This is a genomic window from Pseudomonas sp. IT-P218 (genome assembly GCF_949767605.1).
Taxonomy (GTDB): Bacteria; Pseudomonadota; Gammaproteobacteria; order Pseudomonadales; family Pseudomonadaceae; genus Aquipseudomonas; species Aquipseudomonas putida_AE.
In genome coordinates this window covers 64,256-88,024 of the sequence record NZ_CATKQQ010000004.1, presented here as the reverse complement: position 1 = coordinate 88,024, position 23,769 = coordinate 64,256, and the positions used below count along the sequence as shown (strand labels likewise).

Annotated in this window: 19 protein-coding genes; 13 read left to right on the top strand and 6 right to left on the bottom strand. The window is 60.8% G+C overall.

Going from position 1 to position 23,769, the window contains the following annotated elements; all coding sequences use genetic code 11:
• Positions 1-34 precede the first annotated feature (34 nt).
• Complete coding sequence (locus ACM6I6_RS03380; protein ID WP_274077093.1) at positions 35-214, bottom strand: PA1571 family protein; 180 nt, start codon at positions 212-214, stop codon at positions 35-37.
• 259 nt (positions 215-473) lie between these two features.
• On the opposite strand from ACM6I6_RS03380, the gene ACM6I6_RS03375 reads away from it, so the two are divergent.
• Positions 474-2,240 (top strand): ABC transporter transmembrane domain-containing protein, encoded by a 1,767-nt coding sequence (locus ACM6I6_RS03375; protein ID WP_414919400.1) that lies wholly within the window; start codon positions 474-476, stop codon positions 2,238-2,240.
• 182 nt (positions 2,241-2,422) lie between these two features.
• A complete protein-coding gene (locus tag ACM6I6_RS03370; RefSeq protein WP_414919429.1) occupies positions 2,423-2,875 on the top strand; it encodes an REP-associated tyrosine transposase in 453 nt (150 codons plus the stop codon).
• A 109-nt stretch (positions 2,876-2,984) separates the two neighbouring features.
• On the opposite strand, the gene ACM6I6_RS03365 is transcribed toward ACM6I6_RS03370, so the two are convergent.
• On the bottom strand, positions 2,985-4,913 hold the full coding sequence (locus tag ACM6I6_RS03365; protein ID WP_414919399.1) for a transglycosylase SLT domain-containing protein: 1,929 nt from the start codon (positions 4,911-4,913) through the stop codon (positions 2,985-2,987).
• 213 nt (positions 4,914-5,126) lie between these two features.
• Here ACM6I6_RS03365 and ACM6I6_RS03360 point away from each other — a divergent pair, with 213 nt between their 5' ends.
• Positions 5,127-7,046 carry an ATP-binding cassette domain-containing protein gene (locus tag ACM6I6_RS03360; RefSeq protein ID WP_414919398.1) on the top strand — a complete coding sequence of 640 codons (1,920 nt, stop codon included), beginning with the start codon at positions 5,127-5,129 and terminating at the stop codon, positions 7,044-7,046.
• A gap of 148 nt (positions 7,047-7,194) precedes the next feature.
• Here ACM6I6_RS03360 and ACM6I6_RS03355 read toward each other — a convergent pair whose 3' ends face one another.
• Entirely contained in the window at positions 7,195-7,635 is a 441-nt protein-coding gene (locus tag ACM6I6_RS03355) for a universal stress protein (protein WP_274077089.1), read from the bottom strand.
• 104 nt (positions 7,636-7,739) lie between these two features.
• Here ACM6I6_RS03355 and ACM6I6_RS03350 point away from each other — a divergent pair, with 104 nt between their 5' ends.
• From ACM6I6_RS03350 to ACM6I6_RS03320, 7 genes are all read left to right on the top strand, one after another.
• Positions 7,740-8,177 (top strand): hypothetical protein, encoded by a 438-nt coding sequence (locus tag ACM6I6_RS03350; RefSeq protein ID WP_274077088.1) that lies wholly within the window; start codon positions 7,740-7,742, stop codon positions 8,175-8,177.
• A 613-nt stretch (positions 8,178-8,790) separates the two neighbouring features.
• The gene (fadB, locus tag ACM6I6_RS03345) at positions 8,791-10,938 is read left to right on the top strand and encodes a fatty acid oxidation complex subunit alpha FadB (RefSeq protein ID WP_274077087.1); all 2,148 of its coding nucleotides are present in this window, start codon (positions 8,791-8,793) and stop codon (positions 10,936-10,938) included.
• A gap of 29 nt (positions 10,939-10,967) precedes the next feature.
• A complete protein-coding gene (fadA, locus tag ACM6I6_RS03340; RefSeq protein ID WP_323608959.1) occupies positions 10,968-12,143 on the top strand; it encodes an acetyl-CoA C-acyltransferase FadA in 1,176 nt (391 codons plus the stop codon).
• 99 nt (positions 12,144-12,242) lie between these two features.
• On the top strand, positions 12,243-12,479 hold the full coding sequence (locus ACM6I6_RS03335) for a DUF1653 domain-containing protein (protein ID WP_046819512.1): 237 nt from the start codon (positions 12,243-12,245) through the stop codon (positions 12,477-12,479).
• 114 nt (positions 12,480-12,593) lie between these two features.
• Complete coding sequence (topA, locus tag ACM6I6_RS03330; protein ID WP_414919397.1) at positions 12,594-15,221, top strand: type I DNA topoisomerase; 2,628 nt, start codon at positions 12,594-12,596, stop codon at positions 15,219-15,221.
• A 795-nt stretch (positions 15,222-16,016) separates the two neighbouring features.
• The gene (locus tag ACM6I6_RS03325; protein ID WP_274077084.1) at positions 16,017-16,541 is read left to right on the top strand and encodes a DUF6586 family protein; all 525 of its coding nucleotides are present in this window, start codon (positions 16,017-16,019) and stop codon (positions 16,539-16,541) included.
• A gap of 143 nt (positions 16,542-16,684) precedes the next feature.
• The gene (locus ACM6I6_RS03320) at positions 16,685-16,918 is read left to right on the top strand and encodes a hypothetical protein (RefSeq protein ID WP_274077098.1); all 234 of its coding nucleotides are present in this window, start codon (positions 16,685-16,687) and stop codon (positions 16,916-16,918) included.
• Between the two features lie 82 nt (positions 16,919-17,000).
• Here the strand turns inward: ACM6I6_RS03320 and sulA are convergent, their stop codons facing one another.
• Together sulA and lexA are read right to left on the bottom strand one after the other, a co-directional pair.
• Positions 17,001-17,477, bottom strand: a complete 477-nt coding sequence (gene sulA, locus ACM6I6_RS03315) for an SOS-induced cell division inhibitor SulA (RefSeq protein WP_323608392.1) — start codon at positions 17,475-17,477, stop codon at positions 17,001-17,003.
• 10 nt (positions 17,478-17,487) lie between these two features.
• Positions 17,488-18,096: a transcriptional repressor LexA gene (lexA, locus tag ACM6I6_RS03310; RefSeq protein WP_274077082.1), complete on the bottom strand. Its 609-nt coding sequence runs from the start codon at positions 18,094-18,096 to the stop codon at positions 17,488-17,490.
• Positions 18,097-18,325: 229 nt separating this feature from the next.
• Here lexA and ACM6I6_RS03305 point away from each other — a divergent pair, with 229 nt between their 5' ends.
• From ACM6I6_RS03305 to ACM6I6_RS03295, 3 genes are all read left to right on the top strand, one after another.
• Entirely contained in the window at positions 18,326-19,033 is a 708-nt protein-coding gene (locus tag ACM6I6_RS03305) for a TetR/AcrR family transcriptional regulator (RefSeq protein ID WP_274077081.1), read from the top strand.
• Between the two features lie 158 nt (positions 19,034-19,191).
• On the top strand, positions 19,192-20,202 hold the full coding sequence (gene nagZ / locus ACM6I6_RS03300; RefSeq protein WP_323608391.1) for a beta-N-acetylhexosaminidase: 1,011 nt from the start codon (positions 19,192-19,194) through the stop codon (positions 20,200-20,202).
• 14 nt (positions 20,203-20,216) lie between these two features.
• Complete coding sequence (locus ACM6I6_RS03295) at positions 20,217-20,966, top strand: S-methyl-5'-thioinosine phosphorylase (RefSeq protein ID WP_414919396.1); 750 nt, start codon at positions 20,217-20,219, stop codon at positions 20,964-20,966.
• A 98-nt stretch (positions 20,967-21,064) separates the two neighbouring features.
• Here the strand turns inward: ACM6I6_RS03295 and ACM6I6_RS03290 are convergent, their stop codons facing one another.
• Entirely contained in the window at positions 21,065-23,758 is a 2,694-nt protein-coding gene (locus ACM6I6_RS03290) for an SNF2-related protein (RefSeq protein ID WP_414919395.1), read from the bottom strand.
• Positions 23,759-23,769: the final 11 nt, after the last annotated feature.

Genomic DNA, 23,769 nt, shown 5'->3' with positions numbered 1-23,769 from the left:
CAAATGGGCCGGGTCAATGAAGACGGTGGCTACATCACTCTTGTTCGGCAGGCTTGACCAATCGCTTCTCCAGTTCGCTGCACGCGTGCTGGATCATGTTTTCAGTGATCGGTACTTCGCGGCCCTGTTCATCGATTATCGAGCACCCCAGAGACTGGTCTGGCTGCGTGCGGATCACTTCAATCTTGTCATCGCTGCGTTGTTGCAAGGACATGGCCTGTCTCCTCATCAGGTTGTGTGCCTAGATTAAAACCATCAGGTGACCAGGCTGTGACAACTCCCTGCGATCGCTCCTGAACGGCATCGCCAGTCGACCAGAAATAGCCCGACATGGCTACCGCAACTTTAGACCAATAGCGTCTAGGCACTAGACTTCACGGTCATAATTAACCTGACTCATTCTGATTCAACAGGTTCCACCCTCGGGTCGGTGTACGCTGATCCTGTCAATTACTGCGTTGTGGATGATGCAAATGCTCACTGTTCGTCACCGTCGTGCGATTCGCCTGGCCAGTCGTTTCATCGCGCCTTATCGCTGGCACGCGCTGGGTGCCCTGTTCGCGCTGGTCGTCACGGCGGGCATTACCTTGTCCATGGGGCAGGGCATTCGCCTGTTGGTGGATCAAGGGTTCATGACCCAGTCGCCGCATCTGCTCAACCAGTCCATCGGCTTGTTCATGCTGCTGGTGGTCGGCCTGGCGGTCGGCACCTTTGCCAGGTTTTACCTGGTGTCGTGGATCGGCGAGCGCTGCGTCGCCGACATCCGCCGCCGGGTGTTCAATCATCTGGTCTACCTGCACCCGGGGTTTTATGAGGACAACCGCAGCTCCGAGATCCAGTCGCGGCTGACCGCCGATACCACGCTGCTGCAATCGGTGATCGGCTCCTCCCTGTCGCTGTTCCTGCGCAACTTGCTGATGGTGATCGGCGGGATCGTCCTGCTGTTTGTCACCAATCCCAAGCTCACCAGCATCGTGGTGATTGCCTTGCCGTTGGTGATTGCGCCGATCCTGATTTTCGGCCGGCGGGTGCGCAGCCTGTCGCGCCTGAGCCAGGACCGGATTGCCGATATCGGCAGCTATGTGTCCGAGACCCTGGGCCAGATCAAGACCGTGCAGGCCTACAACCACCAGGCCCAGGACGAACAGCGTTTCGCCGTCACCGTGGAAGAGGCGTTCGACACGGCGCGCAAGCGCATCTTCCAGAGGGCCTGGCTGATTACCCTGGTGATCGTGCTGGTATTGGGCGCCGTCGGCGTGATGCTTTGGGTCGGCGGCATGGACGTGATTGCCGGGCGGATTTCCGCGGGTGAGCTGGCGGCGTTCGTTTTCTACAGCCTGATCGTCGGCAGTGCGTTCGGCACCTTGAGTGAGGTGATTGGCGAGTTGCAGCGCGCGGCGGGCGCGGCAGAGCGGATCGCCGAGTTGCTGCGGGCGCAGAACATCATCCAGCCACCGACCACGGGCCTGGTGACCTTGCCCGAGCGGGTGCGGGGCGACCTGATGTTGCAGGATGTGCGCTTTTGCTACCCCTCACGCCCCGAAAGCTACGCCGTCGATGGCCTGAGCCTGAGCATCCAGGCCGGGGAGACCCTGGCGTTGGTCGGGCCGTCCGGGGCCGGTAAATCGACGGTGTATGACCTGCTATTGCGCTTTTACGACCCCGCCGAAGGGCGCATCCTGCTCGATGGCGTGCCCCTGACCCAGCTCGATCCCCTGGACCTGCGGCGTTGCTTCGCCCTGGTTTCGCAAACCCCGGCGCTGTTTTACGGCAGCATCGAAGACAACCTGCGCTACGGCAACCCGACCGCGACTTCGGAGGAGGTTCGAGAAGCGGCCAAAATCGCCTACGCCCACGACTTCATCGAAGCCATGCCCAACGGCTACCAGACCCACCTGGGCGACGGCGGCCTGGGCTTGTCCGGCGGCCAGCGCCAGCGCCTGGCCATCGCCCGCGCGCTGCTGGTGGATGCGCCCATCCTGCTCCTGGACGAAGCCACCAGCGCCCTCGACGCCCAAAGTGAACACCTGATCCAGCAGGCATTACCGAGCCTGATGAAAAACCGCACCACCCTGGTCATCGCCCACCGCCTGGCCACGGTAAAAAACGCCGATCGTATTGCGGTGATGGATCAAGGGAAGCTGGTGGCAGTGGGAACGCACCAGTCGTTGATTGCGAACAATGCGTTGTATGCGCGGCTGGCGGCGTTGCAGTTCAGTGATGGACATGAGGCTGCGTGATTCGCCGCTGCTGAATTCTGCAAGGCGGCATTCAGTGAGCTGGCGACCGACCTAGTAACCGACCAAGTAACCGACCCAGTAACGGCCCTCTGAAATATGCAGAAATCGCGCAGATCAGCGGCCTCACATCAGTGGGCTAACCTTGCGGAATCTTCATATTCAGGGAGGGCAACGGAAAGCCCATCGCCGCAAAAGGGTGTCGCCTGCGCAAGTCCAGATTTTCTGAACGGGGTCGCCTCTATCTGCTGACGGCAGTCACTCATCAGCGCCAGCCGGTGTTCGCTGACTGGCGCTTGGGTCGTTTGTTGGTGGATCAACTGCGCTGCGCTGATGAAAGCTCGGCGATTACTTCCATGGCCTGGGTCGTGATGCCGGATCATCTGCATTGGCTGATTGAATTGAACCACGGGACGCTCGCGGAGTTGATGTGTCGCATCAAGTCCAGAAGCAGTCGTTCGATCAATATGGTGCGCGGTGAGCAGCAGCGATTGTGGCAGCGGGGGTATTACGATCGAGCGTTACGGCGTGATGAGGATATCAAGGGCGCGGCGCGGTATATCGTCATGAATCCGTTGCGGGCGGGATTGGTTTCCAGGGTTGGCGATTATCCCTTGTGGGATGCCATCTGGATTTGAGGATCACATTCAAAAGATCGCAGCCTGCGGCAGCTCCTACAGTGGGGCGGGTGTACACCCTGTAGGAGCTGCCGCAGGCTGCGATCTTTTGATCTTGTATCAACGGATCTCACTGATCGTCGAAATACCGCTCATGCCAATCCACCAACGGTTGCGGTGAGTTGAGTTTCTGGCCGTAGATCACCGAATACGACAGCACGTTCTGCACGTACTGGCGGGTTTCGTCGAATGGGATGCTTTCCACCCAGACGTCGAAGCTCAGGTGGTCGGCGCCGCGCAGCCACTGGCGCACGCGGCCCGGGCCGGCGTTGTAGGCGGCGGAGGCGAGGACGCGGTTGCCGTTGAACTGGCTGTGGACCTGGCTCAGGTAGGCCGCGCCGAGCTGGATGTTCTTGTCCGGGTTGAACACTTGCTGCGGCGAGGCCAGCGGAATGCTGAACTTGCGTGCGGTTTCCTTGGCCGTTCCCGGCATCAATTGCATCAGGCCGCTGGCACCGACACTGGAGCGGGCGTCGTCCATGAAGGCGCTTTCCTGGCGGGTGATGGCAAATACCCAGCTGGGATGCAGGCCGCGGATCTTCGCTTCGCGGACCAGGGTTTCGCGGTGGGCCATCGGGAAACGAATGTCCAGGTCGTCCCAATACTGCGCCTGGCTGATGGTGCGAATCGCCGGGAAATACCATTTCAGGTCGTAGGCCAGTTTGGCCTGGGCGACCATTTCGTCGCGACTGAAGTGGCGGCTGACGTGATACCACTCGCGGCGACCGTCGACGATCTGCCCGCGGGCATGGAACTCCAGGGCGCGACGTATGCCGGGGGTGTTGCGCACCTTGTTCATCAGCGCCTGGCTGAACACCAGCGGTTTGTTGTTCAGCGAATAGGGCGACTGTGAACGGTCGGCGGCGAGGAAACCATAGAAATCGCGCTCGCGGGCCAGGCTCTTGTAGAGGGTTTGCGCTTCGGGGTTCTGCGGTTGCGCCAGTTCCAGGCTGCGGGCCTGCCAGTAGCGCCAGCGGTTGGCGGTGGCCAGGTCCTGGGGCAGGCGGCGCGTCAGCTGGTAGGCATCGTCCCAGCGCGCCAGGCGCAGCAACAGGCGCATGCGCCATTCAGACACCGTGTTGTCGCGCAGCTCCGGGTCGTACCTGGTCATCATGTCCAGCGCGCGGCTGTCGAAGCGTTTCGCGAGGGTCAGGCCGATTTCCCGGGCGATCGCCACTTTTTCGTCGCGGGAGAAGTGCATGCTGCTGGCATAACCGTCGAGCAGGCTCATGGCCCGGTCCGGGTCCTGGCGGGCCAGACGGCGCAGGCCGAGGCTGACCACGTCGGACATCGGTTCGTCGGCCGGGGTGAAGCGCGACGGCGAATTGAGCAGCTCCGGTTTCTGTGCCACATCGATCAGCAGGCGACCACGTGGGGCGAGGGTGGTCAAGCCATTGACCAGGCTGTTGGCCAGTGAGTAGTTGCGCGCCTGGGCGGCAAGTTTGGTGCGTTCCCAGCGCTTCTGCTCGGTGAGCTGGCCTTCGGCGGCCCACATGCCGAACAGCGCGTCACACGCCGCCGGTTGCGTCTTGCCGGTCAGCCAGAGTTTGTTGGCGTTGGCGTAGCCTTCGGTCTTCTGGTTGTGGCTGATCTGGTACTGCGCGTTCAGGCAGTCCAGTTCGGTGAAATTCATCTTGGGGTCGTAATATTTGACGAACGTCGCCCAATCGCCGCGTTCGGCCAGCCAGCGCAACCAGCGCAGCTTCATCCAGTTGGCCTGGGGCAGGTCACCGTGCTCGGCGAGGAATTTCTCGATCTCGGCATTGCTCGCGGTCTTCAGGCGCGCGGTCAGCTCGTCGTAGGCCAGGTAGGGTTCCAGCGGATAGTCGGCCAGGGCCTGGCTGTAACGGAAATACGGGCCGGTGTCGCCCTTGGCCAAGGCGCGCTTGGCTTCATCGTAGTACTGGCGTTGGGTGGACAGGTCCACCGCCTGGACGGATTGAACGGCAGCGGCAGAAAGTAGAAAGCAGGACAAAAGATTGAAAAGGCGACTGCGCATGAGACGTCCGGACAGAAAAAACATGACAAGTGCTGGCGACGCCCGCACTGAATTATTCGTAGCTTAGCCTTTTGCCAGCAATGGGCGAAAGCTTTGCCGGGCTGTCTGCATCAGTTCGCAACATTTGTGCTGCAGAGTGCTACCAAGGTGAAAATGCCGGCCTGCTAGGGTCCCGTTTCAGGTAGAATGCGCGCCCGGTTTTTGGAGAAGCTCATGACCCTGCTCAAATTCAGCGATGTGTCCCTTGCTTTCGGCGCTATGCCGTTGTTGGACAAGGTGTCCTGGCAGATCGCCCGTGGAGAGCGGGTGTGCATCATCGGCCGCAACGGCACTGGCAAGTCCAGCATGATGAAGCTCGTCAAGGGCGACCAGAAGCCCGATGACGGCTCGGTTTGGCGCGCACCCGGGCTCAAGATTGGCGAATTGCCGCAAGAATTGCCGGTAGCCGACGAGCGGACAGTGTTCGACGTGGTTGCCGAAGGCCTGGACGGTGTCGGCGCGTTGCTCGCCGAGTATCACCACCTGAGCCAGAACTGCGTCACCGATGCCGACCTGGACAAGCTGATGCACGTCCAGCACGACCTCGAAGCCCGCGACGGCTGGCGTTTGCAGACCCTGGTCGACAGCACCCTGAGTCGCCTGCAGTTGCCGGCCGACAAGACCCTCGCCGAATTGTCCGGTGGCTGGCGTCGTCGTGTGCTGCTGGCCCAGGCCCTGGTGTCCGAGCCGGACCTTTTGCTGCTGGACGAACCGACCAACCACCTGGACATCGGTGCCATCGCCTGGCTGGAAGAAGCGCTGAAGGATTTCCAGGGCGCCGTGCTGTTCATCACGCACGACCGTTCTTTCCTGCAGAACCTGGCGACCCGCATCCTCGAACTGGACCGCGGTGGCCTGATCGACTGGAACGGCGATTACGCCAGTTTCCTGGTGCATAAAGAAGCCGAGCTGGCCGCCGAAGCCACCGCCAACGCGCTGTTCGACAAGCGTCTGGCCCAGGAAGAAGTGTGGATTCGCCAGGGCATCAAGGCCCGTCGTACCCGTAACGAAGGTCGCGTCCGCGCCCTCAAGGCCCTGCGCGTCGAGCGCAGCGAGCGTCGTGAGCGCACCGGCAAGGCCAACATCCAGCTGGAAACCGCCGACAAGTCCGGCAAGCAGGTGATGGTGCTCGAGAACGTGAGCTTTGCTCACCCGGGCGGTCCGTTCCTGATCAAGGATTTCTCGATGGTGTTGCAGCGCGGCGACCGCATCGGTCTGCTCGGCGCCAACGGTACCGGCAAGACCACCCTGCTCAAGCTGATGCTCAGTGGCCTGCAGCCCACCAGCGGCAAGGTGGAAGAGGGCACCCGGATCGACGTCGCCTACTTCGACCAGTTGCGCCACCAGTTGGACCTGGAAAAGACCGTGATCGACAACGTCGCCGAAGGTCGCGACTTCATCGATATCGACGGCCAGAGCCGCCACGTGCTGAGCTACCTCGGCGACTTCCTGTTCAGCCCGCAGCGTGCCCGCACGCCGGTCAAGGCGCTGTCCGGTGGCGAGCGTGCCCGTCTGTTGCTGGCCAAGCTGTTCAGCAAGCCGGCGAACCTGCTGGTCCTCGACGAACCGACCAACGACCTCGACGTGGAAACCCTCGAGTTGCTCGAAGAGGTCTTGCTGACCTTCAACGGCACCGTGCTGATGGTCAGCCACGACCGGGCGTTCCTCGACAACGTGGTGACCAGCACCCTGGTGTTCGAAGGTGAAGGTCTGGTTCGCGAATACGTCGGTGGTTACCAGGACTGGCTGCGCCAGGGCGGTTCGCCGCGCCTGCTGGGCGTGACCGAGAGCAAGTCCGGCAAGGCCGACCTGAACTCCGCCGTGGTCAAGGCCGAGCCTGCACCCGTCGCGGCAGCAGCCGAAGTACCGGTGGCGAAGAAGAAGCTCAGCTACAAGCTGCAGCGTGAGCTGGAAGCGTTGCCGGGGCAGATCGAAGCCATGGAGCAGCAGATCGCTGCCGTTGAGGCGCAGATGGCCGATGCCGGCTTCTACCTGCGTCCGGCTGCGGAAACCGCTGCGGTGATCGCCCAGTTGGCGCAGTTGCAGGCTGAACTCGACATCATGGTCGAGCGCTGGGCCGAACTGGATGCCTGATTGATCCTGTAACAAAAAAAGCCCGACCTCGGTAATGCGAGTGTCGGGCTTTTTGTAGGAGCTGCCGAAGGCTGCGATCTTTTGATCTTGTTTTTAAACATCAAAGTCAAAAGATCGCAGCCTGCGTCAGCTCCTACACGGGTTTGCTTTAGCTTTTGTTTTGCAGGCGCACTGCCAGCACATCGCAAGGCGCGCCGTGCAGGACGTCGTTGGCGGTGGAGCCCAGCAGCAGTGCCAGGCCATGGCGGCCGTGACTGCCGACCACGATCATGTCGCACCCTTGCTCCTTGGCCAGGTGGTGAATCTCCTGGCGTGGCTGGCCGTAGGTCAGGTGGCTGTATTCCCTGGAGAGCTCAGGGTATTTCAGGATCAAGCGATCGAGACGCTCCTTGGCCTGGTCGAACTGCTGCTGTTGCAGTTGTGACAGGTCCATTGGCACATCGCCACCAAAGGCCATGGCCATTGGCTCGACGATATGCACCAGGGACAATTTCGCCCCATTGCTCACCGACAGCTCGCGAGCACGGTGGATGACAGGGTCGCACTCTTCGGTCAGGTCTACAGCGACCAGGATGTGGTTGTAGGGCATGAGGTGCTCCTCCTGAGGATTGCAATATTGGTAAGTATGGCTGGTTTCAAGCGCATTGGTTCCAAAGTGACTCAATGTGCTCATCAAGAATCGGGAGTACAGATATGACGGTCTGGATAGTGGTGTCAATCCTGCTGGTGGTGCTCAGTCCGCTGGCATGGCTGCGACCCTCGCGCCATCAGAGCGGTCGTATGGCCTTGCGGATGGAGGCGCGACGCATTGGCCTGGCCATGCAGCTGGCGCCACAGGAGTGGCCGCACTGGCTCGCCCAGGAGCCGCCAAACCCCTGTGCGCAGTACCATCGACCACGCCGGGGCAATCAGCCGGCATGCTGGAGCTACTGGCAAAAATCACCGGGGCTGTGGGTCAACCAGTGGCAGGAGCCCTGCGAAGATCCCGCGCTGCTCAATCATTTCGAAAAATTGCCGGCCAATGTCTACAAGGTCGAGGCCGACAAGCAAATGATCACCCTGTATTGGGGCGAGAAGGGCGAGGCCGAGGTCTTGCAGCACATCGACGCCACCCTCAAAGCCCTCGCCTGAACCCCCACCCTTGTAGGAGCTGGCTTGCCAGCGATGGACGTCAACGATGACGTTTGAAACCTGACACCCCGCAGCGTTCTCAGGTCCATCGCGAGCAAGCTCGCTCCTACAGGGGTTTTTTTGCGGGCAATAAAAAGCCCGACAACTTCATCGGGCGGGGGTGGCCAGGCAGGCCGGTAATTCTGAGTGGGCTGATCTTACGCTGGGCATTCGCCAAAAGCGTTCACTTTTTTCGCCAGTCCCGCCAGCGTAGCCCGTTAAACACAGGCTGCCGTGAATTAGGGCGAATTTTCTAATGATTGATCCTATGAATGGTTGTGCATACCTGTGCGTATTGCAGGTGCTGGCAGTACGGATATGACCGCAAAGTCGCATTTCAACCCGCATTTTGGGCGATTGACAATTGTCGGAAATTCCGTGAAGGTGACGTACCCAAATCAAACGGGCGTATGAATTGAGCGTTTGTCCGACAAAACGCTCCTACAGAATCCCGACTATCGCGTTGGCGGGTGTGACGGGTGGATAGGCGTAGCATCGACGATTGACGTCCCTGCCAGCCATCCGCCTGCGTCCGACGTGTACTGTTCAGCTTCCATATCGTGGAGATCAGTTGATGATTTACGAAGGTAAAGCCATCACGGTTAAGGCTCTTGAAAGTGGCATCGTCGAACTGAAGTTCGACCTCAAGGGTGAGTCCGTCAACAAGTTCAACCGTCTAACCCTGAACGAACTGCGTCAGGCCGTAGACGCCATCAAGGCAGATGCGTCGATCAAGGGTGTGATCGTCAGCAGTGGCAAGGACGTGTTCATCGTCGGTGCCGACATCACCGAATTCGTCGACAACTTCAAGCTGCCGGATGCAGAGCTTGTGGCTGGCAACCTCGAAGCCAACAAGATTTTCAGCGATTTCGAAGACCTCAACGTCCCGACTGTCGCCGCGATCAATGGCATCGCGTTGGGCGGCGGTCTGGAAATGTGCCTGGCGGCGGACTACCGCGTCATGTCGACCAAGGCCAAGATCGGTCTGCCGGAAGTCAAGCTGGGCATCTACCCGGGCTTCGGCGGCACCGTGCGTCTGCCGCGCCTGATCGGTACCGACAACGCCATCGAGTGGATTGCCGCCGGCAAGGAAAACCGTCCTGAAGACGCGCTGAAAGTGGGCGCCGTCGATGCCGTGGTTGCTCCTGAGAAGCTGCAGGATGCCGCACTGGAACTGATCAAGCGCGCCATTTCCGGCGAGTTCGACTTCAAGGCCAAGCGCCAGCCGAAGCTTGAAAAGCTCAAGCTGAACGCGATCGAACAAATGATGGCTTTCGAAACCGCCAAGGGTTTCGTGGCCGGCCAGGCTGGCCCGAACTACCCGGCCCCGGTCGAAGCGATCAAGACCATCCAGAAAGCCGCGAACTTCGGTCGTGACAAGGCCCTGGAAATCGAAGCCGCCGGTTTCGTCAAGCTGGCCAAGACCTCGGCAGCACAGAGCCTGATCGGCCTGTTCCTGAACGATCAGGAACTGAAGAAAAAGGCCAAGGCCTACGATGAAATCGCCAAGGACGTGAAGCAGGCCGCTGTACTGGGCGCCGGCATCATGGGTGGCGGTATCGCCTATCAGTCGGCGTCCAAAGGCACGCCGATCCTGATGAAGGACATCAACGAGCACGGTATCGAGCAGGGTCTGGCCGAAGCCGCCAAGCTGCTGGTTGGCCGCGTTGATAAAGGCCGCATGACCGCCGCGAAAATGGCTGAAGTGCTCAACGGCATTCGTCCGACCCTGTCCTATGGTGATTTCGGTCACGTCGACCTGGTGGTTGAAGCTGTCGTCGAGAACCCCAAGGTCAAGCAAGCCGTACTGGCTGAAGTCGAAGACAAGGTCAAGGAGGACACCATCCTGGCGTCCAACACCTCGACCATTTCCATCACCTTGCTGGCCAAGGCCCTCAAGCGTCCGGAAAACTTCGTCGGCATGCACTTCTTCAACCCGGTGCACATGATGCCGCTGGTGGAAGTGATCCGTGGCGAGAAGTCCAGCGAGCTGGCGGTTGCCACTACCGTTGCCTACGCCAAGAAAATGGGCAAGAACCCGATCGTGGTCAACGACTGCCCGGGCTTTTTGGTCAACCGTGTGCTGTTCCCGTACTTTGGCGGTTTCGCCAAGCTCGTCAGCGCCGGTGTGGACTTCGTCCGTATCGACAAGGTCATGGAAAAATTCGGCTGGCCAATGGGCCCGGCGTACCTGATGGACGTGGTCGGCATCGACACCGGTCACCACGGTCGCGACGTGATGGCTGAAGGCTTCCCGGACCGCATGAAGGATGACCGTCGCTCGGCCGTGGACGTGCTCTACGAAGCCAAGCGCCTGGGCCAGAAGAACGGCAAGGGCTTCTATGCCTACGAGACCGACAAGCGCGGCAAGCAGAAGAAAGTCGCCGATCCGTCGGTGCTGGAAGTGCTCAAGCCGATCGTCTTCGAACAGCGCGAAGTCACCGACGAAGACATCATCAACTGGATGATGATCCCGCTGTGCCTGGAAACCGTGCGTTGCCTGGAAGACGGCATTGTCGAAACCGCCGCCGAAGCCGACATGGGTCTGGTCTACGGTATCGGTTTCCCTCCATTCCGTGGCGGTGCGCTGCGCTACATCGACTCGATCGGTGTTGCCCAGTTCGTTGCCCTGGCTGACCAGTACGCTGATTTGGGCGCGCTGTACCACCCGACCGCGAAGCTGCGCGAAATGGCCAAGAACGGCCAGAGCTTCTTCGGTTAAGCGCCCCCAACTAGAGTGAGAGTGAACTTATGAGCTTGAATCCTAGAGACGTCGTGATTGTCGACTTCGGTCGTACTCCGATGGGCCGCTCCAAGGGCGGCATGCACCGCAACACCCGCGCCGAAGACATGTCGGCGCACCTGATCAGCAAATTGCTGGAACGCAACGTCAAGGTCGACCCGAGCGAAGTCGAGGACGTGATCTGGGGCTGTGTGAACCAGACCCTGGAGCAGGGCTGGAACATCGCGCGCATGGCGTCGCTGATGACCCAGATCCCGCACACCTCGGCCGGCCAGACCGTCAGCCGCCTGTGTGGCTCGTCGATGAGTGCCCTGCACACCGCCGCGCAAGCGATCATGACCGGCAACGGTGACGTTTTCGTGGTGGGCGGCGTCGAGCATATGGGCCACGTGAGCATGATGCACGGTGTCGATCCGAACCCGCATATGTCGCTGTACGCGGCAAAAGCTTCGGGCATGATGGGCCTGACCGCGGAAATGCTGGGCAAGATGCACGGCATCACTCGCGAACAGCAGGACGCCTTTGGCGTGCGCTCCCACCAGCTCGCCCACAAGGCGACCGTGGAAGGCAAGTTCAAGGACGAAATCATCCCGATGCAGGGCTACGACGAGAACGGTTTCCTGAAAACCTTCGACTACGACGAAACCATTCGTCCGGAAACCACCCTGGAAAGCCTGGCGGCGTTGAAGCCTGCTTTCAACCCGAAGGGCGGCACCGTGACAGCCGGTACCTCGTCGCAGATCACCGATGGTGCCTCGTGCATGATCGTGATGTCGGCGCAGCGTGCACAGGACCTGGGCATCCAGCCGATGGCGGTGATCCGCTCGATGGCCGTGGCAGGTGTGGATCCGGCGATCATGGGCTATGGTCCAGTACCGGCCACACAGAAAGCACTGAAGCGTGCGGGTCTGAGCATCTCTGACATCGACTACTTCGAGCTCAACGAAGCTTTCGCCGCACAGGCCCTGCCAGTGCTGAAAGATCTGAAAGTGCTCGACAAGATGAATGAGAAGGTTAACCTGCACGGCGGCGCGATCGCCCTGGGTCACCCGTTCGGTTGCTCCGGTGCGCGTATCTCCGGCACTTTGCTCAATGTGATGAAGCAAAATGGCGGCAACCTTGGGGTAGCCACCATGTGCATTGGTCTCGGCCAAGGCATCTCCACCGTCTTCGAACGCGTTTAAACGTTGCGTTGACGGAAGCCGGGGCCCAGTGCCCCGGTTTTTGTTTTTGTGGATTTTTTTATTTTTTTATTTTGAACGGATTTCAGTGAGGGCCGAAGCATGCCGATACAACCTGGGCTCTATCAACATTACAAAGGTCCGCAGTACCGTGTGTTCAGTGTCGCGCGGCATTCGGAAACCGAGGAAGAAGTGGTCTTCTACCAAGCCCTGTATGGCGATTACGGCTTTTGGGTACGCCCCTTGAGCATGTTCCTGGAGTCCGTCGAAGTTGACGGCGAACAGGTGCCACGCTTTGCTTTGGTGCAAGCCGAACCGAGCGTTTTTCCGAAGCCGTAAGGGCAGGGCGCGCAGAACCCTGCGCTTGACCTCACCTTGTAGCCACTATATATAGCGGTGCCGCGTCAGGCGCCAACCGCCTTTCACTTCTAGAATTCAGGAATTTTCTGATCCATGGGCAAATCGCTGGTCATTGTGGAATCCCCGGCTAAGGCCAAGACCATCAACAAGTATTTGGGCAACGAATACGTGGTGAAGTCGAGTATCGGCCATATCCGAGACCTGCCCACCAGCGGTTCGGCTAGCGCCAGCAAAGAGCCAGCCGCCAAGCGCGGCAAGGCTGCTGCGGGTGAAGCGCCGGCCTTGTCGCCGAAAGAAAAGGCGCGCAAGCAGCTGGTCGCTCGCATGGGCGTCGATCCCGATCATGGCTGGAAAGCCAAGTACGAGATCCTCCCGGGCAAGGAAAAGGTCATCGAAGAGCTGCGCCGGCTCGCCAAGGATGCTGACACCATCTATCTCGCAACCGACTTGGATCGCGAGGGGGAAGCCATTGCCTGGCACCTGCGCGAAGCCATCGGTGGTGACGACACCCGCTACAAGCGCGTGGTGTTCAACGAAATCACCAAGAAGGCGATCCAGGAAGCCTTCTCCCAGCCAGGCGAGCTGGACATCGATCGTGTCAACGCCCAGCAGGCGCGTCGTTTCCTCGACCGCGTGGTGGGTTACATGGTCTCGCCGCTGCTGTGGGCCAAGATCGCCCGTGGCCTGTCCGCCGGTCGCGTGCAATCGGTTGCCGTGAAGCTGGTGGTGGAGCGTGAGCGTGAGATCCGCGCGTTCATCCCGGAAGAGTACTGGGAAGTCCACGCCGACCTCGGCACCGCCAAGGGCGCGACCGTGCGTTTTGACGTCGCTCGCGAGAAGGGCGAAGCTTTCAAGCCGCTCAACGAAGCCCAGGCCATGGCCGCGCTGGAGAAGCTCAAGGCTTCCAGCTACAGCATCGTCAAGCGCGAAGACAAACCGACCAGCAGCAAGCCGTCGGCGCCGTTCATCACGTCCACCCTGCAGCAGGCCGCGAGCAACCGCCTGGGCTTCGGCGTGAAGAAGACCATGATGATGGCCCAGCGTTTGTACGAAGCTGGCTACATCACGTACATGCGTACCGACTCGACCAACCTCTCGGTCGATGCCGTGGCGATGGCGCGTACCTATATTGAAGGCGAATTCGGCAAGAAGTATCTGCCGGAAACCCCGAACGTCTACAGCAGCAAGGAAGGCGCACAAGAGGCTCACGAAGCGATTCGTCCCTCCGACGCCAACACTGAGCCAAGCAAGCTGTCGGGCATGGAGCGTGACGCTGAGCGCCTCTACGAGCTGATCTGGCGCCAGTTCCTCGCCTGCCAGATGCTGCCGGCGCAATACCTGTCGACCACGGTCACCGTCGGTGCCGGCGACTTCGAGCTGCGCGCCAAGGGCCGCATCCTCAAGTTCGACGGCTACACCCGCATGATGCCGCAAATTGCCAAGCCGGGCGACGACGACGTGCTGCCGGACATGGCCCAGGGCGACGCGATGAAGCTGATCAAGCTTGATCCGACCCAGCACTTCACCAAGCCACCGGCGCGTTATTCGGAAGCCAGCCTGGTGAAAGAAATGGAAAAGCGCGGCATCGGTCGTCCTTCGACTTATGCGGCAATCATTTCGACCATCCAGGACCGCGGCTACGTGGCGCTGCACAACCGTCGCTTCTATTCGGAAAAAATGGGCGACATCGTCACCGAGCGCCTGGCCGAAAGCTTCTCCAACCTGATGGACTACGGCTTCACCGCCGGCATGGAAGAGCACCTCGATGACGTGGCCCAGGGCGAACGCGACTGGAAAAACGTGCTCGACGAGTTCTACGGCGACTTCAAGAAGAAACTCGAAGTGGCCGAAAGCCCGGACGGCGGCATGCGGGCCAACCAGCCGGTGATGACCGACATTCCGTGCACCACCTGCGGGCGTCCGATGCAGATCCGTACCGCATCGACCGGTGTGTTCCTCGGTTGCTCGGGCTACAGCCTGCCGCCGAAAGAACGCTGCAAGGCGACCGTCAACCTGGTGCCGGGCGATGAAATCGCCGCGGACGACGAGGGTGAATCGGAATCCCTGGTGCTGCGTGGCAAGCACCGCTGCCCGATCTGCAGCACGGCGATGGATGCCTACCTGCTGGATGAGAAGCGCAAGCTGCACATCTGCGGTAACAACCCGGATTGCGCCGGCTACGAAATCGAAGAGGGCACCTATCGCATCAAGGGCTATGAAGGCCCGAGCCTGGAATGCGACAAGTGCGGCAGCGAGATGCAGCTCAAGACCGGCCGTTTCGGCAAGTTCTTCGGTTGCACCAACCCGACCTGCAAGAACACCCGCAAACTGCTGAAAAGCGGTGATGCGGCGCCGCCGAAGATGGATCCGGTGAAGATGCCTGAGCTGAAATGCGAAAAGGTCAACGACACCTACATCCTGCGCGACGGTGCCTCGGGCCTGTTCCTGGCCGCCAGCCAATTCCCGAAAAACCGCGAGACCCGTGCGCCGCTGGTGATCGAGATTTTGCCGCACAAGGATGAGATCGATCCGAAGTACCACTTCCTTTGCGAAGCGCCGAAGAAAGATCCAGATGGCTTGCCTGCGGTGATCCGCTACAGCCGCAAGACCAAGGAGCAGTACGTGCAGACCGAAGTCGACGGCAAGCCGACTGGCTGGAAAGCGTTCTACGACGGTGGCAAGTGGAAGGTCGAGGACAAGCGACCGGCTGCGAAGGCGTAAAAGCCTCTCCACAGAAAAAGCCGCATGACGACCTTCGGGTTTTCATGCGGCTTTTTTGTTTGTGCAGGGTGCCTGCTCTCCGGCGCAGGGCCTCACACCCGACCGATCTCCCACGGTTATACCCAATCCACTGTAGGAGCTGGCTTGTCGGGTCGCCGCATCGCAGCGAAGGCGGCCATATAGCCGACCAATCACTTGCGGCTGTACCCGATCCACTGTGGGAGCCGGCCTGCCGGCGATGGCGTCCTGACAGGCGATCTATTATTTGTTGACCGAGTACATATCCATTCCTGCGGTAACGGCCACCTATGGTTCCGCTCCTACAGCGGGTCACTTTGAAGAGCCTGGAGGAGCAGCCGGTCGACGCTCGATTGCTCGCGATGGAGGTCAACGATGATGCGGGGATCCTGACACCCCGCGGTGTTCTCAGTTTTTTCGCGAGCAATCGAGCGTCGACCGGCTGCTCCTACAGGGCCCACTGCGCAGAACCTCCACTCGGCCTCTCGATGTGGCAAGAAAATCTAAAGCCAGATCAAAAGCCAAAGCCAAAGCGAGGCGGCCTACCGGCCGGCCTGATCGGGAGCCGTACGCATTTACCTGTAGGAGCTGGCTTGCTGCGGGCGGCGTTCCGACGATGGCGCCGGCAAGTCGGAACGCAGCACCGCTTGCTCCTACGGGGAGATTTATTGGGCCGGTATCTGCTTCAGGATTAGACAATGCTTGCGGCAAAGGGAGTTGATCCACGACACTGTCTGACCTGCGTGAAGCAATTATTTCGTTGTGGAGGCTGCCGTCATGGCCCACGAGCTCTATACCCGTACCAACCAGAAGATTTATTTCGCCGGCTTGTCGCTGGAAGCGCTCGCCAAGGCCGAAGAGGGGCGGGCGATGAATTCCCTGGCGCTGATTCAGGCGGGGCGAGAATCGGCGTTATTTCACCTGTATGGTGCCTTGCTGGGGTTGTGTCACGAGATTGCCGGCTTCTATCGTTTGCCCCAAGCCAATGCCTCCCGGGCCGAATCCTTGCTGACTCGTGAAGTGCTGGAAAGCATCGCAATTCCGGAAATGGCCGAGATGGTCGAGCTGGCCAACAACCCGGAAACCTGGCTGGCCAAACTGTTGGCTGCCCATGCCGCGTTGTTTCAGCCGCCACGGGCGCCGCACAAGCCCAAGGGTGATGTGACGCAGCCGTTGATCCTGGCAGTCAACCTGGATGAAGAAGAGGCACCTCAGGAGCTGGGCCGTGAGGAGCTTGAGAGTTGGCGGCAGAACTTGAAAAGCCTGGCCGTCCGTTTTCGCGAAGGCTTGAACGAGTGCTGAGGGAGTGAAGGGTGCAGCGAACGACCCGCAGGGTTGTTTGCTCTGCCCCCTAAGCTGATTTCGCGATGGCATCTGGTCAAGATCCCGAGCGAAGCCTGGCCGATGCCTATATAATGCCCGCCTTTCGTGGAGAACAGACCTTTATGCCAACGTCCTTTCTAGAAATTGTCGAGTTACCAGACGGCCGAATCGAGCTGCGCAGGGCTGAGGACGAGGGTTCTCTGGTTACTTTGGATTTCTCCGAGGATGCCAAAGCGTTCCTGCAAGGCCAGCACGTAGAAGTCGCCAAGGCGATGTTGAGTGTCGGCGTGCAAATGGCAGGGCGCCTGGTTGAAGGCGATTTCGAAAAGGAAGAGGGGCCGCGGGTCCTTCATTGACCCCGCCCGTCGGTTTTTACCGACACTGTCTCCCATTGGCTTCTCCGTCCTTGTAGAAGCCCCGCACCTTCACTGTGCGCCGTTACCCCAGACGAATATTCAGGCTTTGAGCGTCCCCGATCCGGGCGGCGCTGATCAGCTGTTGCCGAGAGTTTGCGTTCAACGGGTTGAGCCAGCTGACCACCGTGTGGCTGCGGCCGAGGCGAAGTGCCTCACAAGTCAGTTGCTGGGCGCTCTGGGTGCCCCGGGGTTGCAGCAGCAGGATGCGCTCGCGATTGAGGCCGGCGTCCCGCAACCAGGTCTGGGTCAGGCTGGCGGGCGGGGCGATCAGGGTCAGCCAGCGGGCATCCTGGTCCTGGCTGAGCTCGCGCAGGATCGGCGCCAGAAGGTTCAGGCAATTCCCGGCTGCACCACGCAGAGACAACTCACTGAAGACCTCGGGCTCGGCGCTCCAGGGCGACTCGACCACTTCCTTCAGGATCGGCGCCAATGGCTGTGCCATGAACGCCTCGAACAGTAGCGGCAGTTGGGCTTGCTGTGGTGTCTGTGGGAACTGCATAAAGCCTCCTTTAGCGGCGAATGACGCCGACGCTCAAGCCTTCGATCACCAGTTCCTGATCTTTAAGGTTCACTTCGATAGGGGCAAACTCGGGGTTTTCGGCCATCAGCCAGACTTTGCTGCCGTCGCGCTTGAAGCGCTTGACGGTGACTTCGTCGCCGATCCGCGCCACCACGATCTGGCCGTTGCGGGCTTCGCGGGTGGTGTGGACGGCCAGCAGGTCGCCGTCGAAGATGCCCACATCCTTCATGCTCATGCCGTGCACCCGCAGCAGGTAATCGGCGCGCGGGTGGAAGAACGCAGGGTTGATGTTGCAGGACTCTTCAACGTGTTGCTGGGCGAGGATTGGCGCGCCGGCGGCGACCCGGCCAATGATCGGCAGGCTGGAATCGTCGGCCTTGGCCTCGAAGCCGGGAATGCGAATGCCGCGCGAAGCGCCCGGGGTCATCTCGATCGCGCCCTTGCGGGCCAGCGCCTTGAGGTGTTCTTCTGCCGCGTTGGGCGATTTGAAACCCAGTTCCTGAGCGATTTCCGCACGGGTCGGCGGGTAACCGTTGTCTTCCAGGCAGCGTTTGATGAAGGCCAGAATCTCGGCTTGGCGTGGCGTCAGCTTTAGCATATTGATCGCTCTGTCTTTTTATACAGTGACTGGGATTATATACAGTGGAACGGTCTTGGCAATGCCCCTTTTTTTCTCCGCCGCCAGACGGTCGCGCAACGGGCTGATGGAAGCTTTGCGGTTGTGTGGTTAAATGTCTGACCGACCATTCCCGAAACGAACTGCCAGACTTGACAATGCACGGGCTGAAACGTATGTTTCAAACAAGTGTTTGTCAGGCGGAGTAGCCATGGCCCAGTCGGAAACCGTTGAACGCATTCTCGATGCTGCCGAGCAGTTGTTCGCGGAAAAAGGTTTCGCTGAAACCTCATTGCGTTTGATCACCAGCAAGGCGGGTGTCAATCTCGCGGCGGTGAACTATCACTTCGGTTCGAAGAAGGCGCTGATCCAGGCGGTCTTCTCGCGCTTTTTGGGGCCATTCTGCCTCAGCCTCGATAAAGAGCTGGAGCGGCGCCAGGCCAGGCCTGAAAACAAGCCTTCCCTCGAGGAACTGCTGGAAATCCTCGTCGAGCAGGCCCTGGTGGTGCAGCCGCGCAGCGGCAACGACCTGTCGATCTTCATGCGTTTGCTCGGGCTGGCCTTCAGCCAGAGCCAGGGGCATTTGCGTCGTTATCTGGAAGACATGTATGGCAAGGTGTTTCGCCGCTACATGATGCTGGTCAACGAGGCCGCGCCGAGGATCCCGCCGATCGAACTGTTCTGGCGCGTGCACTTCATGCTCGGAGCGGCAGCGTTCAGCATGTCCGGTATCAAGGCCTTGCGTGCCATCGCCGAAACCGACTTCGGGGTCAACACCTCCATCGAACAGGTCATGCGCCTGATGGTGCCGTTCCTGGCGGCCGGCATGCGTGCCGAATCCGGGGTCACCGACTCGGCCATGGCCACCGCGCAGCTGCGTCCTCGTAGCAAATCGACACCGGTTGCCGCCAAGGTTTAACCGCTCATGGGTGGGCGCGGCTGCTTACATCCGATAAGCTAGCCGCCCATGCCGACTCTCGTTGTCAACCCGTTCCCGCTCATGATCATCGACCTCCCGGGTACAACCCAGGGCGGTGAATCGCTGCGAGCCGGGTTTATCGTTATCAAGGAATTGCTATGACTGCTGGCCTGCAAGGCTCGTTGATGGTGGACGTCGCCGGTACCTGGCTGACCGCTGAAGATCGCCAATTGTTGCGCCAGCCCGAGGTGGGCGGCCTGATCATTTTCGCCCGCAACATCGAGCATCCGCGCCAGGTGCGCGAGCTGAGCGCGGCGATCCGCGCCATTCGTCCCGACCTGCTGCTGGCGGTGGACCAGGAGGGTGGACGGGTGCAGCGCCTGCGCCAGGGCTTCGTGCGACTGCCGGCGATGCGCGCCATTGCCGATAACCCCAACGCCGAATACCTGGCCGAGCAGTGCGGCTGGATCATGGCCACCGAGGTGCTGGCCGTGGGCCTGGACCTGAGCTTCGCCCCGGTGCTGGATCTCGATCACCAGCGTAGCGCCGTGGTCGGGACCCGTTCGTTCGAAGCTGATCCAGAACGTGCCGCATTGCTGGCCGGTGCGTTCATTCGCGGCATGAACACCGCGGGCATGGCCGCCACCGGCAAGCATTTTCCCGGCCACGGTTGGGCCGAGGCGGATTCCCACGTCGCGATCCCCAACGATGAGCGCAGCCTTGAGCAGATCCGCGCCCACGACCTGGTGCCTTTCGCCAGACTGAGCCAGCAGTTGGCCGCCGTCATGCCTGCCCACGTTATTTATCCACAGGTCGATGCGCAGCCAGCGGGCTTCTCCCGGCGCTGGCTGCAGGACATCCTGCGTGGCGAGCTGCAATTCGACGGCGTAATTTTCAGTGACGACCTGTCCATGGCCGGTGCCCATGTGGTGGGCGATGCCGCCAGCCGTATCGAAGCAGCATTGACCGCCGGGTGCGACATGGGCCTGGTGTGCAACGACCGTGCGGCCGCCGAACTGGCCTTGAGCGCCGCTCAGCGCCTGAAGGTCAAGCCGTCGGCGCGCATTGCGCGTATGCGTGGCCAGGCGTTTGCGAGCACCGAATACCGCCAGGATCCACGCTGGCTGGCCGCCGTTGGCGCGCTCAGGGATGCACAGTTGATCGATTGATAAGGAGGGGCGCCATGACGGTCTACGCGATTATCGGCGGTACCGGCCTGACCCGGCTGGAAGGCCTGGACATTCGTCAGTCATTGGCGCTGGACACTCCCTACGGCGCGCCGTCTGCCGAGGTGCAGATCGGCGAGTACGCCGGCCACGAAGTGCTGTTTCTCGCCCGGCATGGCCAGCCGCACCGTTTTGCCCCGCACCGGGTGAATTACCGGGCCAATCTCTGGGCGCTGAAGCAGGCCGGTGCCGAGGCGATAATTGCGGTCAACGCGGTGGGCGGCATTAACGCAGCGATGGGTACCGGGCATTTCTGCGTGCCGCATCAATTGATCGACTACACCAGCGGTCGCGAGCACAGCTACTTTGCCGATGACCTGGAGCCGGTCACCCATATCGACTTCAGCTACCCCTACAGTGAATCGCTGCGTCAGCGCTTGATTGCCGCGTTGGTGGCCGAAGGCATTGGTTTCAGTGATCAGGGTGTGTATGCCTGCATGCAGGGTCCGCGGCTGGAAACCGCCGCCGAGATCCTGCGCCTGGAACGCGATGGCTGCGATATCGTTGGCATGACCGGGATGCCGGAAGCGGCCCTGGCCCGCGAGCTGGAACTGGATTACGCCTGCCTGGCGCTGGTGGTGAACCCGGCGGCTGGCAAGTCGGCGACGGTGATCAGCATGGCCGGGATCGAACAGGCGTTGAGTGAGGGGATGGGTAAGGTGAGGTCGACGTTGTCGCGGGTGCTCATAGGATCGACAAGCGACTGACCTGTAGGAGCTGGCTTGCCAGCGAAGGGGTCCTGAAGCCCAGCACAAAATTCACGACCGCCTTCGCCGGCAAGCCGGCTCCTACAGTTCGAATCTTGCTACTTCTCCAGCTTGTCCGGCAACGGCGCAAACAACGCTTCGATATCATCACTCTGCAACTTCCAATCCCCCGCCTGACGCCCATCCAGCACGCCCGCCGCCAGGTCGGATTTCTCCTTCTGCAGGTGCTGGATCTTCTCTTCCACCGTGCCGCGCGCGATCAGCTTGTAGACAAATACCGGCTTCTCCTGGCCAATGCGATAGGCACGGTCGGTGGCCTGGTTTTCCGTGGCCGGATTCCACCAGGGGTCGTAATGAATCACGGTGTCCGCTTCCGTCAGGTTCAGGCCGACGCCGCCGGCTTTCAGGCTGATGAGAAAGATCTGACGCTTGCCGCTCTGGAATTCCTTCACCGGTGTACGACGGTCGCGGGTCTGTCCGGTCAGCAAGGCATATTCAACACCGCGTTTCTTCAGTTCGACCTCGATCAAGGCCAGCATCGAAGTGAACTGCGAGAACAGCAGGATCCGCCGGCCTTCCTCGAACAGCTCTTCGAGCATTTCCATCAGGCTGTCGAGCTTGCCCGAGGTGCTGCCCCGCGTCGGAAGGGTCGCGTCATTGACCAGGCGCAGATCGCAACACACCTGGCGCAGCTTGAGCAGCGCCTCGAGGATGATGATCTGGCTGCGGGCCACGCCTTTGCGGGTGATTTCGTCGCGGACTTTCTTGTCCATGGCCAGGCGCATGGTTTCGTACAGGTCGCGCTGGGTTTCGTTGAGCTCGACCCAATGGATGATCTCGGTTTTCGGTGGCAGCTCGGTGGCCACCTGTTCCTTGGTGCGGCGCAGCAGGAAAGGTTTTATCCGACCGTTGAGGTGTTGCAGTCGTACTTCGCTGGTGCGCTTTTCAATCGGGACGCGGTAATCGCGGTTGAAGCTTTTCACGTCGCCGAGCCAGCCGGGCAGCAGGAAATGAAACAGCGACCAGAGCTCGCCCAGGTGGTTTTCCAGTGGCGTGCCGCTCAGGCACAGGCGCTGGCGGGCGTTCAACTCACGGGCGGCCTGGGCGGCCTTGCTGTTCGGGTTCTTGATGTACTGCGCTTCATCCAGCACCAGGACGTGCAACGGCTGCGCCGCCAGGCGGTCGACGTCCTTGGGCAGCAACGCGTAGGTGGTCAGGATCAGGTCGTAGTCGGCCAGGTTGTCGAAATGCTTTTTGCGGCTGGCGCCGTACAGTGCCAGCACCTTGAGTTGCGGGGTAAAATGCGCGGCTTCGTCGAGCCAGTTGGGAATCAGGCTGGTGGGCATCACCACCATGCAGGGGCGATCGAGGCGCCCGGCGTTCTTCTCGCTGAGCATGTGCGCCAGTGTCTGCAGGGTTTTGCCCAGACCCATGTCATCGGCGAGGATGCCGCCGACTTCCAGTTGCCGCAACGACTGCATCCAGCTCAGGCCTTCAAGCTGATACGGACGCAGGGTTGCATTCAAGCCGTCCGGAGCCGTGGCGGTGTAGTCCTTGATGTCGCGCAGGCGCTGGGCAAAGGTGCGGATCTGCTCGCCACCTTCCCAGAGCAGCGGCAGGTCTTCCAGCGCATTGAGGCGCGTGGCGTCGGCCTTGCTCAGGCGCAGTGCGGTTTCACCCGGCTCTTGCAGGTAAAACTCGCCGAGCGTCGCCAGTACCGGTTTCAGGCGGCCGAAGGGCAGGGCGACTTGCAAGGGGCCGTGATCGGCGTTCGGCCGGTTGGGGATGTTGACCAGGATCAGCTCGTCGTCGCGCCGCCGTGCCAGGCGTTCCGGGTTGAGCAGTTCGGTGTGCGAGCGCATCAGGTTCAGCAGGATCGGCAGCAGGCTCAGCCGCTCGCCATTGACGATGATCCCCAGTTCCAGGTCGAACCAATCCCGCTCCGGCGCCTGTTCGACCGTGGCGTACCAATCGTCCACGGCGGTCAGGTCGAATCCGAAGTCCTCGTTGATCAGCAGTTCCCAGCCCTGGGTGCGCAACTTCGGCAGTTCATTGAGGGTGAAGGTCAACCAGGCGCTGTCATTGACCATCTCATACAGTTCGCCTGCGCTTTCCGGCAGGGCCTTGCTTTGCCGGGTGGCGATCTTGAAGCCGAGGATTCGCAGCTGTTCGCGGTAGGACTGTTCCACATCCGGGTGGCGTTTTATCCGTAGGGTCTGGGTCTCCTGGCGAATCAGGATGTCGGAATTCTTCTGGCCTGAAACGTACTCGTCCAGATAACTGAAGGACAGTGCCGCGCGATGCTGGATGTAACGCTGCATCCGCCCGTTGCGCGGTTCGAAGGCGCTGAATTCGATGCTCGCCAGCCACAGGCGCGGTACCGGTTGCACGTTGTCCACCAGGACTTGCGGTGGTGCCTTGGGGCTACGGTTTTCCAGCACCGCCTGGAGTTTTTCCAGGAGTTCGGCGTCTTTGGCGGCGGCGGGGTAGTCGAGGGTTTCCTGGACTTGCAGGAGCACCGCCGCGCAATGTTTGCAGTTGCTGTGGACCGGACAGGAGCAGGTGGCATCGACCATCAGCAAGGTGCCTTTGGCCGACTCGCGCAGGCGAATGGTCTGACGGTAAACGTTACCGCCAGAGCCTTCGCATGCCGCGGTGATGGTCGCGTCGCCGACCTCGACGATCCTGACGCGATTTTCCAGTGCGTAGCGGCGACCACGCTCCAGGCTCTGTTCCTTGAATCGGCTGACCCAGGAAGGTGCCAGGGGTTTGCTCAGGGTCGTCGCGGACATGGGGGCTTCAA